At 75.4% G+C, this 12,336-nt stretch carries 13 protein-coding genes; 2 read left to right on the top strand and 11 right to left on the bottom strand.

Annotated elements, in window-relative coordinates:
• Positions 1–346 precede the first annotated feature (346 nt).
• Entirely contained in the window at positions 347–2,455 is a 2,109-nt protein-coding gene (locus ACIQUQ_RS19960; RefSeq protein WP_403977845.1) for a SpoIIE family protein phosphatase, read from the top strand.
• A gap of 55 nt (positions 2,456–2,510) precedes the next feature.
• On the opposite strand, the gene ACIQUQ_RS19955 is transcribed toward ACIQUQ_RS19960, so the two are convergent.
• The 7 genes from ACIQUQ_RS19955 to ACIQUQ_RS19925 form a co-directional block, all read right to left on the bottom strand.
• Positions 2,511–2,921, bottom strand: a complete 411-nt coding sequence (locus ACIQUQ_RS19955; RefSeq protein ID WP_403977453.1) for a VOC family protein — start codon at positions 2,919–2,921, stop codon at positions 2,511–2,513.
• A 196-nt stretch (positions 2,922–3,117) separates the two neighbouring features.
• A complete protein-coding gene (locus ACIQUQ_RS19950; protein ID WP_403977842.1) occupies positions 3,118–3,579 on the bottom strand; it encodes a GNAT family N-acetyltransferase in 462 nt (153 codons plus the stop codon).
• Positions 3,580–3,746: 167 nt separating this feature from the next.
• Positions 3,747–3,995: a hypothetical protein gene (locus ACIQUQ_RS19945; RefSeq protein WP_403977451.1), complete on the bottom strand. Its 249-nt coding sequence runs from the start codon at positions 3,993–3,995 to the stop codon at positions 3,747–3,749.
• A gap of 60 nt (positions 3,996–4,055) precedes the next feature.
• On the bottom strand, positions 4,056–4,628 hold the full coding sequence (locus ACIQUQ_RS19940) for a GNAT family N-acetyltransferase (protein WP_403977449.1): 573 nt from the start codon (positions 4,626–4,628) through the stop codon (positions 4,056–4,058).
• Positions 4,629–4,697: 69 nt separating this feature from the next.
• Positions 4,698–5,123, bottom strand: coding sequence for an MmpS family transport accessory protein (locus ACIQUQ_RS19935; protein ID WP_403977447.1), 426 nt, complete (start codon positions 5,121–5,123; stop codon positions 4,698–4,700).
• A gap of 124 nt (positions 5,124–5,247) precedes the next feature.
• Positions 5,248–5,841, bottom strand: coding sequence for a hypothetical protein (locus tag ACIQUQ_RS19930; RefSeq protein WP_403977445.1), 594 nt, complete (start codon positions 5,839–5,841; stop codon positions 5,248–5,250).
• A gap of 79 nt (positions 5,842–5,920) precedes the next feature.
• Positions 5,921–6,586 carry a class I SAM-dependent methyltransferase gene (locus ACIQUQ_RS19925; RefSeq protein WP_403977443.1) on the bottom strand — a complete coding sequence of 222 codons (666 nt, stop codon included), beginning with the start codon at positions 6,584–6,586 and terminating at the stop codon, positions 5,921–5,923.
• 261 nt (positions 6,587–6,847) lie between these two features.
• Between ACIQUQ_RS19925 and ACIQUQ_RS19920 the strand changes: the two genes are divergently transcribed.
• Complete coding sequence (locus ACIQUQ_RS19920; RefSeq protein WP_403977441.1) at positions 6,848–7,618, top strand: SDR family NAD(P)-dependent oxidoreductase; 771 nt, start codon at positions 6,848–6,850, stop codon at positions 7,616–7,618.
• Positions 7,619–7,639: 21 nt separating this feature from the next.
• On the opposite strand, the gene ACIQUQ_RS19915 is transcribed toward ACIQUQ_RS19920, so the two are convergent.
• The 4 genes from ACIQUQ_RS19915 to ACIQUQ_RS19900 form a co-directional block, all read right to left on the bottom strand.
• Positions 7,640–8,830: an anhydro-N-acetylmuramic acid kinase gene (locus ACIQUQ_RS19915; protein WP_403977439.1), complete on the bottom strand. Its 1,191-nt coding sequence runs from the start codon at positions 8,828–8,830 to the stop codon at positions 7,640–7,642.
• Positions 8,831–8,856: 26 nt separating this feature from the next.
• A complete protein-coding gene (locus ACIQUQ_RS19910) occupies positions 8,857–10,152 on the bottom strand; it encodes an MFS transporter (RefSeq protein ID WP_403977437.1) in 1,296 nt (431 codons plus the stop codon).
• A 229-nt stretch (positions 10,153–10,381) separates the two neighbouring features.
• On the bottom strand, positions 10,382–11,248 hold the full coding sequence (locus ACIQUQ_RS19905) for a calcium-binding protein (protein WP_403977435.1): 867 nt from the start codon (positions 11,246–11,248) through the stop codon (positions 10,382–10,384).
• 111 nt (positions 11,249–11,359) lie between these two features.
• Positions 11,360–12,100, bottom strand: a complete 741-nt coding sequence (locus ACIQUQ_RS19900; protein ID WP_403977433.1) for an HAD family hydrolase — start codon at positions 12,098–12,100, stop codon at positions 11,360–11,362.
• Positions 12,101–12,336 lie beyond the last annotated feature (236 nt).

The following is a 12,336-nucleotide window of genomic DNA, read 5'->3' as shown; positions in this document are numbered from 1 at the left end:
CCCGGCAGGAGTCCGGCCCGGGAATCGCAGCCGGGGCGGCATGGGCCGGGCGGCCCGGGGCAGGCGCACGGGGAACAGGGCTACCGAGCGCCCGGGAGCGAGCGATGAGCCGTGCGGCGCGCAGTACGACGACGGGGCCACCCCGAACCCGGACCCGGGCCCGGCCCCGGCCCCGAACCCCCGGAGGCGCACGGTGAACGTCCCTGCGCCGCACCGGCCGGACGAGCCCGGGCCGCCTTCGCCCCTCCCCGCCCCGCCCCCGCCGGAGCCGGGTGCCCCGGCCGGCCGGACGCCGGGCGACGAGGCGTCGCGCGGAGGGGCGGTCGCGGACGGGGCGTTCGACGAGTTGCTCGCCGACACCGTGCACCGGACGGGGGCCTCCGCGGGCGGGGTGTACCTGCTGGACGGGGCGGGCGGGGAGCTGGGGCTCGCGGTGGTGTGCGGGGTGCCCTCGGAGGTGGCGTGGCCCTGGCGCCGGCTGCCGGTGGACGCGCCGGTCCCGGTGGCCGAGGCGGTGCGCGAGGACCGGCTGGTGTGGGTGGGTTCCCAGGACGAGATGGCCCGCGGCTATCCACGTGCCGCCGCCCGTCTCCCGTACCGGTTCGCGCTCGCCGCAGCCCCGCTGCCCGGCCGGAACCGGTGCTGGGGTGCGCTGCTCCTGCTGTGGCCGGCCAGCCACCCGGCGACGGCCAGCCGGCGCGAACAGAGCCACATCACCCAGGCCGCGCGGCGGGTGGCCAGGTTCCTGGACGGCGCGGTGCCGCCACCGGCAGTGCCGGAGACCCCCCGCCGGGTGCCGGCCGGTACGGCGCTCCGACCGGCCGGCGGCCAGTCCCTGCAGGCCGCCGCCGACTACACCGAGCGCCTGCCCGAAGGGGCCCTGGGCCTGGACCTGGAGGGCCGGATCACCTTCCTGAGCCGGCAGGCGGAAGAACTGCTGGGCCGCGGCGCCGGCCGGCTGCTCGGCACCCGGCCCTGGCACTCCCTGCCGTGGCTGGACGACGCGGTCGTCGAGGACCACTACCGGACCGCGGTGATCAGCCGGGACCCGGTGGCCTTCAGCGCCCGCCGGCCGCCCGAGACCTGGCTGCGCTTCCAGCTCTACCCGGACGCGAGCGGGATCAGCGTACGGATCACCCGCGGCCACGAACCGGAACCGGGGCCCCGGCCCGGCGCACCCCCGCCCGCCGGAAGCGCGGGGACGGCGGCGGGGCCGGCGCCCGCGTCGCCCGGCGGCTCCCAGGCGGGCCGGCTGTACCAACTGGTGCACCTGGCATCGGCCCTGACCGAGGCACTGGCCGTCCGCGACGTGGTGGACCTGGTCGCCGACCAGGTCCTGCCCGCGTTCGGCGCGGACGGACTGGTGCTGTCGGCCGCCGACGCCGGACGTCTGAAGATCACCGGACACCACGGCTACGACCGCGAGACCATCGACCGCCTCGACGGCCTGCCCCTGGACACGCTCCTCACCCCCGCGGGACACGTACTGGCCACGGGCACCCCGTCGTTCTTCACCGACGCGCGCGAGATGGCCCGCCGTTACCCGACCGCCCCGCAGCTCAGCGGCAAGCAGGCGTGGGCCTTCCTGCCGCTGATCGTCTCGGGCCGGCCCGTCGGCGCCTGCATCCTCTCGTACGAGCGGCCACACGCCTTCAGCGCCGACGAACGCGCCGCGCTCACCTCACTGGCCGGTCTGGTCGCCCAGGCCCTGGACCGGGCCCGGCTGTACGACGCCACGCACGACCTGGCCCGCGGCCTCCAGCAGGCGCTGCTGCCGCGCAGTCTGCCCGACCTCCCGGGACTGGCGGCCGCCGCGCGCTACCTGCCCGCCAGTCACGGCATGGACGTGGGCGGCGACTTCTACGACCTGATCCGGCTCGGGCCGGACGCAGCGGCGGCGGTCATCGGCGACGTACAGGGGCACAACGTGGCCGCCGCGGCGCTGATGGGGCAGGTGCGCACCGCGATCCACGCCACGGCGGGAGACCCGCCGGACGAGGTGCTGGCCCGGGTCGACCGCGTACTGGCCGACCTGGAGACCGACCTGCTGGTGTCCTGCTTGTACGGGCACATCGACCTGGCCCGCCACGAGGTGCGGCTGGCCGGTGCGGGGCACCCGCCGCCGCTGCTCACCCGGCCGGGCCGGGCCGCCTCCGTGGTGGACCTCGACCCCGGCCCGCTGCTCGGGATCGCCCCGGGCTTCTCGTACCCGGTCACGGTGCTGGACCTCGCCCCGGGCACCACGCTCGCCTTCTACACGGACGGGCTGGTCGAGTCCCCGGGGACCGACCTCGACCGGGTCACCGCGGAGCTCGCCGGGATGCTCGCGGCGCACGACGGCGAGGACCTCGACGGGCTGCTCGACATGCTCCTGGGGCACGCCCGTCCCGGCGGCCACCACACCGACGACATCGCCCTGTTGCTGATGCGGGCGACCCCCACGGGCGGGGACTGACCGCCGGCCGCCCTCCGTACCGCCGGGTGCCCGGGGCCGGTCGGCGCGGAAGGGCTCAGCGCACTTCCTGGATGCGGATGAGGTTGCCCGCCGGGTCGCGGAAGGCGCAGTCGCGCACGCCGTACGGCTGCTCGGTCGGCTCCTGGACCACCTCGGCGTCGGCGTCCTTGACCTTCGCGAAGGTGGCGTCCAGGTCGCGGGTGGCCAGCAGGATCCAGCCGAAGGTGCCCTTGGCCATCATCTCCGAGATGGTGCGGCGCTCGACCTCGGTGATCCCGGGGTCGGCGGCGGGCGGCGTCAGCAGGATGCTGACGCCAGGCTGGTCGGCGGGGCCGACCGTGATCCAGCGCATCGTGCCCTGGCCGACGTCGCCCCGGACCTCGAACCCGAGCACGTCGCGGTAGAAGACCAGGGACGCGTCCGGGTCGAGGTGCGGGAGGGAGGTGGTGTTGATGCTGATGTCCATGCGGCTCAGGCTAGGCGGGGCCGGCCGCGCCCCGCTCCTCCGCCCCGGCCGGTGCGCGGGCGTGTCGTTCCGGTGGCCCGCGCTCCGGTCCGGCCGGACCGCGCGGTGGGGCCGGCCGGACCGCACGGTGGGGCCGGCCGGACCGTGAGCCTCAGCCGGGCCGGACGAGCGCGGTGCGGCCCGGCCGGCTCCCGCCTCAGCCCACCCGCCGGGCCAGCACCTGGCCCGGCCAGCCGTCGGAGTCGAAGGACTCGGTGGGGATGAAGCCGTTGCGCCGGTACCAGGCGACCAGTTCGCCCCCGCCGCCCGCCCAGCAGTCGACGCGCAGCAGGTCCACCCCGGCCCGGCGGGTCTCTTCGGCGGCACGGGCCAGCAGGGCGGTGCCGATGCCCCGGCCCGCCTGGCTGCGGTCGGTGACCAACAGCCGGACGTACCGCTCGGGTTCGCCGGCCGGCGGGATCGGCATCTGGGGGCTGGGGCCGGAGTCCAGCACGAGGGCGCCGACCGGGGTGCCGTCCCGTTCCGCGACGTACGGGGTGTTCTCGGTGGTGTACCGCAGGACCCTGGCCGGGCCGCCGGGCTTCTGGGAGTACGGGGTGGTGCCCCACTGCTCGGTGTTGCCCCGGGCGTTCATCCAGGCCACCGCCCCGTCGAGCATGTCAAGGATGGCGGGGGCGTCGTCCGGGCCGCCGGGCCGGATCCGTATGCCGTTCGTGCTGTCGTCCACGGCCGGAGTCTAGGCCGGGCCACCGGGACCGGGAGAGCCGGAACGGGTCCGGTGGGGGGCGAGGGCCCCGGTGCATCCGCGCCGGGGCCCTCGCCGGGTCACGAGCCCGTGGCGTGGCCAGGTACCGGGGGCGGCTCTGCGGCCCACACGTCGGGGCCGCCCCCGCGCCAGTCGACGAGGAGCGGGTCCTCCAGGTAGATGTCGTCCCGGTGCAGGCCCGACCGCTCCAGGAGGAGGATGAGGTCCTCGGTCCCGTACACCGGACCGAGCAGCCCGCCGTTGACCCGTACCCGGCGCCCGCCGCCTTCCTCGGGCGGGTAGACCACCACACGCTGCTTCGCACTCATGGCACCAGCGTCGGGCCCACCCGGCCGGCCCGCACCCCGAGGGGCGGGCGTCACGCCGCGTCACCGGAGGTCGAGGCGCATGACGACGCGGGGGTGGCCGGCCAGGACCGAGGTGGTGTCGGCGGCGTGGGTGAAGCCGGCGCGCTCGAAGTTCCGCCGCAGTCCGGCGTAGGCCATGGTGAGGTCGACCTTCGCCTCGCCGTTGTCGAGGGGGTACGCCTCGACGGCAGGGGCGCCGTGGTCGCGGGCGAACGCGACGGCGCCGGCGATGAGGGCGTGCGAGATGCCCTGCTTGCGGTGGCCGGGGCGGACGCGGATGCACCAGAGCGACCAGACGGGCAGGTCGTCGACGTGCGGGATCTTGCGGCTGCGGTCGAAGGAGGTGACGGAGCGCGGGGCGACGGCGGCCCAGCCGACCGGCTCGTCGCCGTCGTAGGCGATCACGCCGGGAGGCGGGTCGGCGCGGCACAGTCCGGCGACGTGCTCGCCGCGGGCCGGGCCCCGCAGCTCGTTGTTGAGCTTGGCGGGGATGCGGTAGCTGAGGCACCAGCAGACGTTGGCGTCCGGTGACTTCGGCCCGACCAGGGTCCGGACGTCCTCGAAGACCGTCGCCGGGCGCACTTCGATGCTCATGCGCCCACCCTGCCACGCCCCGCGCCGGGGCGGGTGGCAGGGTGGACGGACGCCCCTGTGCGGGAACGGTCAGTTTGCGATCGGAGACACCGCGACGCAGGCGCCGGCGGTCGCGAGGCCCTGCGCGGTCTGCTCGGCGATCACCTTGCCCTTGTAGGTGATCTTGCACGCGACCTGGGCACCGGTGACGTCGGCCGCGACGGGCATGACCGAGGCGGGCATGATGCCGCGCAGCGTGACCGTCTTCTTCCACGGGAGCGCGGCGCCCTTGACGGTCTCCATCTTCGGCGCGGTGGCCGTGCCGCCGCCGCCCGCGAACTCGATGTACTCCACGCCCTTGCCGGTGACCTCGTACGTCACCTCGTAGGTCTCGTCGACCGCCTTGTCGATCGCCTTGTCGACCTGGCTGGTGGCCTCGGAGGCGGAGCAGGCGGTCACGCCGGCCAGGAGGGCGACGGCGGCGAGGGCGGTACGGGCGGACCTGGAGCTGAGCACGGGGTGTTCCTTAGGGAGCGATCAAGACGACACGCGTACGCAATCGCAAAAGATCCGTAAAGTCAAGCCGGGTTGCCGCAGGCCACCCGGGCGGCGAGCGCCTCGTTCATGGCGGCGAAGCCGGTCAGCGGACCGCCCCGGTGGGCCGGCCGGCGTGGCACCGCGCGCGCTCGGCGTCCGTCAGCGGGCCGGTGCGCTGGTAGACGCGGTCCGGCAGGCCCCGGGCAGGGCCGTCGAAGGTCCCGGTGAGGGTCTGGGCGCGCCCGTCGCCGTCGGTGACGGTGAAGGTGGCCGTGCCGGACTCGCTCGCGTGCTCCACCTCGACCCAGGACGCCTCGCCCGGCCTGACCTGCTCGTTGAGGGACCGGTCCGTGTACTCGCTCCAGGTGAAGCGGGTGGGCCTGCGTGTCCCGTTGGCCGCCTTGCCCGCGGCGAAGTCGGCGCGCCCGGGCCGCGTACCGCTCAGCGAGCGCTGGCGTTCCACCGTCTGCCGGGTGCAGTTGACGTAGACGTCGCCCTCCTGGTGTGCCGGCCCGAACCGCCGCTCGCTGCCGGCGACGGCCACCAGGACGGTGCACGGCCAGCTGCCCTTCGCGTCCCAGCACTCCCCGTACAGGCCGCTGTCGAGGTCCGCCGCGTGGGCGGGGGTGGGGGCGGCCGGGGCGAGGAGCAGCGCTGTGCTCGCGGCGGCCAGGGCCGCGGTGATGAGGGTTCGCATGATCAGCCCAACGCCGTGCGCAGCGGGGCGCGTTACGCGCGGTCCGCGACGACCACCCCAATGGCCCAGCACACCGCGGTCACGGACGGCGCTCGGCGTCCTGCGGGGTGCCGGAGCCGGGGCGGTGCGCGTGGACGAACAGGTGCTCCTCGGGTCCGGCGACCGGGCTGTCGGGCTGGAAGACGGCGGTGTGCTGGTGCAGCACGGTCAGGCCGAGGCTCTCCATCCGGGCGAGGTAGTCCTCGGCGGTGAGGCTGCTGACGTTCATCTGCCGGCCCATCCAGGTGATCGGCGCGTCGCGCAGGTCGCCGGGGACGGTGGCGAACAGCAGGTAACCGCCGGGTTCGATCCAGGAGGCGATGCGTTCGAGGGAGGAGGTCACGTCCTCGTACGACATGACGAGCAGCGGGAAGAAGGCGCAGACGGCGTCGAACCGCCGTTCCGGCCGGTACGTGCGGACGTCGGCCAGCTCGAAGGTGGCGCCCGGCACCTGGGTGCGGGCGAGGCCCACCATGGCCGGTGAGACGTCGATGCCGGTCACGCGGCAGCCGGCCCCGGCGAGGACGGCGGCGACGGGCCGCCCGGTGCCGGAACCGACGTCCAGCACGGCGGCCCCGGCCGGCAGCCGGTCCACCAGCCAGTCCAGTGCCGCGTCCTGCCCGGGCAGCCGGGCGAAGGCCCGCTCGTACTCGCCGCCCAGCCCGTCGAACACCTCGGCCGCCGACATCGCACCCTGCTCGTCCACCGCGCACTCCCCGCACTCTCGCGACACCGCTGCACCGCTGCACCGCTGCACCGCTGCACCGCTGCACCGCTGCACCATCTGACGGCCCAGCACCTACCACACCCCGCGCCCGTCCGAACCGGGCCGCACCGCCGGCCCACCCCAACGGAGGCCGTCCGGCACCCGTGCCGGTCAGCGCGCGGCGGCCGGGGTAACCCCGGCGCTCCGGCCGTCGTTGCCGTGCCGGCAGGGGCGTCCGGGGGGTGTGGAGGGTGGTGTGTGGTGGAGCTGTTCCGTCTCGCCGGTGCGTCGTGTCTGGTCACCGGCGCGGCCAGTGGCATCGGCCGGGCCACGGCCGGGCTGTTCGCGCGGATGGGGGCCCGGGTCACGGCCTCCGACGTGGACGCCGAGGGCCTGGAGTCGCTGCGGCGGGACTCCGCGGGCGCGGTCCACGCGCCGGTGGTGGTCGTCGGGGACGTGTCGGACGTCGCGGACGCCGAGCGGATGGTCGGCACCGCGGTACGGGAGCACGGGCGGCTGGACGTACTGGTGGCGAACGCCGGGATCATCCCGCTCTCGGACGTCCTGGAGACCAGCGCCGAGGACTGGGACCGGGTCATGGCGGTCGACGGCCGGGGCATGTTCCTCACCTGCAAGTACGCCATCGCCCAGATGGCGGAGCAGGGTTCGGGCGGCGCGGTGGTCTGCGTGTCGTCCGTGTCCGGACTGGCCGGTCAGGCGCGGCAGGCCGCCTACGGGCCCGCGAAGTTCGTCGCCACGGGCCTGACGAAGCACCTGGCCGTCGAGTGGGCGGCGCGCGGCATCCGGGTCAACGCGGTCGCGCCCGGCACGATCCGCACCGAGCGGGTGCAGCGGCTGGACGACGAGCCAGGCGGCCCCGAGTACCTCGAGCACGTGGTCGCCATGCACCCGGCCGGACGCCTCGGCGAGCCGGACGAGGTCGCCCGGGCCATCGCCTTCCTGGCCTCGGACGCAGCGTCGTTCGTCACCGGGGCGGTCCTGCCGGTGGACGGCGGGTACCTGGCCCAGTAGGCCGGGTAACGGACCGGGCCCTCAAGGGGCCCTGCCGCCCGGGGCGATGACGAGGGCGCGGGGCTCCGTCCGTGCCGCGGGCGGCAGGCGGAGCGGGTGGCGGCCCGGAGTGAGGGAGCCCAGGACCCGGGGGCCCGACGCGCCCGTGCAGGGCGGTGCGTTGCCCGGCAGCCCCTGGAGGGTGAGGAAGCCGAGTACGGCGAAGGCGTAGGCCTCCTTCGCCTGGGCGGGGAGGCCGAGTTCGTCGGACGTGCGGAGGGCGGTGGCGCCCAGTTCGCGGCGGAGCCGGTCGGTGAGCACCGGGTTGCGGGACCCGCCGCCCGAGAGGATCACCTCGGTGGCGCCGAGCGGGTGCACCGCCCGGGCGACGGTCCTGGCGGTGAGCAGGGTGAGGGTGGCGACGACGTCCGGGGACGGCCCCGGGAGCCCGGCCGCGGCCAAGGCGGCGCGCAGGTGACCGCCGTGGAACAGCTCCCGGCCCGTCGTCTTGGGCGGCGGCAGACGGTAGTACGGCTCGGCGAGCAGCACGTCGAGGAGCCGCTCGTCGCACTCCCCCGCCGCCGCGATCCGGCCGTCCACGTCGTGGCCGAGGCGCCCGCCGGTCAGCTCACGTACGGCCGTGTCGATCAGCGTGTTGCCGGGGCCGGTGTCGAAGGCCACGGGCGGGGCACCGGGCGGGAGTGCCGTGAGGTTGGCGATGCCGCCGACGTTCAGCGCCACGGGTGCGCCCGGCCGCCCCCGGAGCCACAGCAGGTCCACCAGGCTGACCAGGGGCGCGCCCTGGCCGCCGGCCGCGATGTCGCGGGGGCGGAAGTCGGCGACGACCGGGCGGCCGGTGGCCTCGGCGATCCAGGCGGGCTGACCGAGTTGGAGGGTGCCGTGCACGCGGCCGTCCTCCGCCCAGTGGTGCACGGTCTGGCCGTGCGAGGCCACGAGGTCGGCGGTGCCGGCGCACAGTTCGCGGTCGGCGAGGACGGCCGTCTCGGCGAAGGCCCGGCCGATGAGCGTGTCCAGTCGGCACACCTCGCCCATCGTCACGGCGCCGTCGGGCGCGAGTGCCCGGAGCAGGAGGTCCTGGAGGCCGGGCGGGTACGGGCGGCTGACCATCCCGAGCGGGGTGAGGCGCAGGACGCCGTCCTCGGCGACGAGTTCCGCGGCGGCGGCGTCGATCGCGTCGCAGGAGGTGCCGGACATCATGCCGATCACGCGCACGGGGGCTCCCGGGGTGGCAGGGGGACTCATCGCAGCGGCCGCCGGTGGTCGTCGCGGCCCAGCGTGCAGAGGGCGGGCAGGCTGAGGGCACAGGCTCCGGCCGCGTACAGGGCGGGCACGTCGGTCCGGCCGGTCCACTCGGCGGTCCTGGTGATGACCAGTCCCGCGCAGCCGGCGAACAGGGCGTTGGCGAGCGCGTACGCCGTACCGAGTCCGGTGCAGCGCACCCGGGCCGGGAACATCTCGGCCAGCATGGCCGGGCCCGGGCCGGCCAGCAGCCCGACGAGGGCGCCGGCCAGCAGCACGGCCGCGGCCTTGGCGGCGGCGGACTGTCCGGGGTCGCGGAGGACGGCGAACAGCGGTACGGCCAGCACGATGACCAGCACGGTCCCGGTCAGCAGCACGGCCCGCCGACCGAGCCGGTCGCTCAGGGCGCCGGCGGGCACGATCGCGGCGGCGAAGGCGGTGTTGGCCAGGACCGTGGCGAGCAGCGCGTCCCGGAACGAGGCGCCGAGCGCGGTCTGGAGGTGGGAGGGGAGCACGACGAGGAAGGCGTACCCCGCCCCCGACCAGCCGACGATCCGCCCGGCACCGAGCAGCACGTCGCGCGCCGGCAGCCGCCGGTCCGGCGACGCGCACGGGTCCGGGCGGAACTCCGGGGTCTCCGGGAGCCGTAGCCGCAGCACCAGGGTGGCCAGCCCGAGGGGCAGGGCGAGCAGGAAGGCGACGCGCCACCCCCACGCGTAGAGGGCGGCCTCGGGCAGGGCGGTGGCGAGCGCGGCCGCCGTGCCCGCGCCGGCCAGCAGTCCCAGGGCCACCGTGCAGGACTGCCAGGACCCGTACCGGCCGCGGCGGCGCGGCGGGGCGAACTCCGTCAGCACGGACACCGCTCCGCCGAACTCGCCGCCCGCGGAGATCCCCTGGAGCACCCGCAGGGCGGTGAGCGCGACGGGCGCCGCGACGCCCGCGGCCGCGTGGGTGGGCAGCAGGCCGATGGCGGTGGTGGCGAGCGTCATCAGCGCGACGGCGGTGACGAGCGCGGGCCGCCGCCCGGCGCGGTCGCCCAGCCGGCCCAGGAGCAGCGCGCCGAGGGGACGGAAGAAGAAGGCCAGCGCAAAGGCCGCGTACGTGGCGACCAACGGGCCGGAGCCGCCCCCGCCCGCGGCCGGGAAGAACGCGGCGGCCAGGACGGGGGCGAAGTATCCGTAGACGCCGAACTCGTACCACTCGACGAAGTTGCCCGCGCCCCCCGCGACCAGCGCCCGCCGCCCCACGGACCGGCCGGTGGCGGGCGGGGCGGGCGGCAGCGCGGAGGTCGTCACCCAGGCTGGCTTCCCGCCCCGGCCCCAGACCTATCCGCCGGCGGTCCGGATCCACCCGGGGGACGCACCGGGCTCAGCCGAGGGTCGTCGCCGGGCCGGTGAGCGTGAGGCCGAGTTCGTGGCCGGAGTGGGCGACGCAGCGCGAACAGAATGCGTCCGATGAGGACCGGCACGTCCATGTGGACGCGCCTACCCGCGGGGGCGCCGGCGACACCGACCGCCGAGGTCCTTACGGGATGTTCGCGGCCGTCTCACAGGCGAGGGCGATGTCGCCGCCGTCCTTGCCGTCGCAGGTGTCGGCGGCGTCGGCACCGCCGTCGAGCACGTCGTTGCCGCCCTCGGCCGCCACGGGGGCCGCCGCCACGGGCGTGGCCGCACTCGGGGCAGGACGCGGCGGGCGCGGGGCAGGGGTGCCGGTGTCCGGCTCGTTGCGTCCGTGCGCGACGTGCCCGGAATTGCTGTCCCCAATGAGGTCGTCTTTGCCGGGACCGCCCACGAGCACGTCGTTCCCGCTGCCCGTGGCCCGGGACTCGGCCGAGGAGTCGCCGGTCATCTGATCGTCCCCGGCACCGCCGTCGAGGATGTCGTTGCCACCACCCGAGGCGTCGATGCCGCCCCGGCTGTCGCCGACCATGTGGTCGTCGCCGTCGCCGCCGTACACGATGTCGTTCCCACCGCCGGAGGCACTCGCACCGAACGCGATGCTGTCGCCGCCGACCCGGTCGTTGCCCGGCCCGCCGAAGACGATGTCGTTCCCGCCGCCCTCCACCGGGGTCCGGGTGGAGATCAGGTCGCCGCGTACCAGGTCGCCGCCCTCGCCGCCGTCGACCTGGTCGTTGCCGAGGCCGCCGGCGAGGGTGTCGTCGCCACCGAGTCCGCAGATCAGGTCGTTCCCGGCGCCGCCGTCAACGACGTCCGCACCGGCAGATCCGATGATCACGTCGTCACCCGCGGTGCCGGTGATCGTCCCCGAGCCCGTCAGCGTGACCGCCCGTCCGAAGCAGAGGTCCTCCTCTGCTCCGGAGGCCGAACCGGGCACGGCGAGGGCCAGCAGGACGACGGCCGTCGCCACCGTCAGGGATGTGCGGCGGTTCATGGCAGCCTCCGGTCTCGCCGGGCCGCCAGTCGGCCCCGGGATCGCTGTGGACCCTAGAACGCACCGCCTCCCCACTCAACGAGATTCGCACCCATATCCACCTTTTGCCCCCTATTGGCCCTGTGCCGACCCCGCAGCCCGGTCAACGCCGAACGGACTCGAATCAAGCCCTCTCAGCAGTTCCCCGGGCCCCCGGTACACGGTGACCGGCCCTGCCGCCGTCAGCTCCGCGTCCGACACCCCGCCGGTGAGCAGACCGATGCAACGCACACCGGCGCGGGCCGCGGCCTTCACGTCCCAGACGGTGTCACCGACGAACACCGCCTCCTCCGGCGCCGCGCCGGCCAGCTCCAACGCCCGTTCCACCAGATCAGGGGCGGGCTTGGTGGCGTCCACGTCGTCGGCGGAAGTGGCAGCGTGCACCACGTCGTCGACGCCGAGCGCCCTCCTGATGGCCGCCACCTCGTCCGCCGACGCAGAACTCGCGAGGACGATCCGCATGCCCCGGGCGGCAACGGCGCGCAGCAGGTCGGACGCCCCCTCGAGAACGGGCAGCGCATCGAACCAGGTGGCGTAAAGAGCATGGTGCGCGTCGTCGAGTGCCTGGTCCTGCCGGTGGTCGTGCCGAGCCCCGAGAAGATGGTCGAGAAGCTTGTCGCCCCCCATGCCGACGGCCCGGTGGATCTCGGCCATCGGAACCTCGTGGCCGTGCTGGTGCAAGGCCTGCCACCAGGTCAGGGTGTGCAGGTAGTTGGTGTCGACGAGGGTGCCGTCCAGATCGAACAGAGCGGCACGCGGTCTGCCCGGCGCACCGGACACGGAACTCCTCGTACGGTCGGTGGTGCTGGTCATGATCTCAACTCCAGCTCGCGAACATGGGCGCGGCGCACGCCAACACACCCGCCCCGCAGACCCCCACCCTGCGCCTGCCCGCCGCTGCCGAGTGCATGCCCCTGCTCCCGAACGAACACTCCAGGCAACTCCCCCTTGGCTGCCCTGGTGGGTCGTGTGGTGTGTGGGGGAGGTGCTTGAGGCGTCGTGGCAGGCTGGTCCGGAGGCAGGCCCGGGCCTGGGGTGGCCGAAGGCCA

Origin of the sequence: Streptomyces sp. NPDC101118, assembly GCF_044759445.1 — a bacterium.
GTDB lineage: Bacteria > Actinomycetota > Actinomycetes > Streptomycetales > Streptomycetaceae > Streptomyces.
Note: the sequence above shows the minus strand (reverse complement) of the source record. Positions and strands in the feature narration are given on the sequence as shown.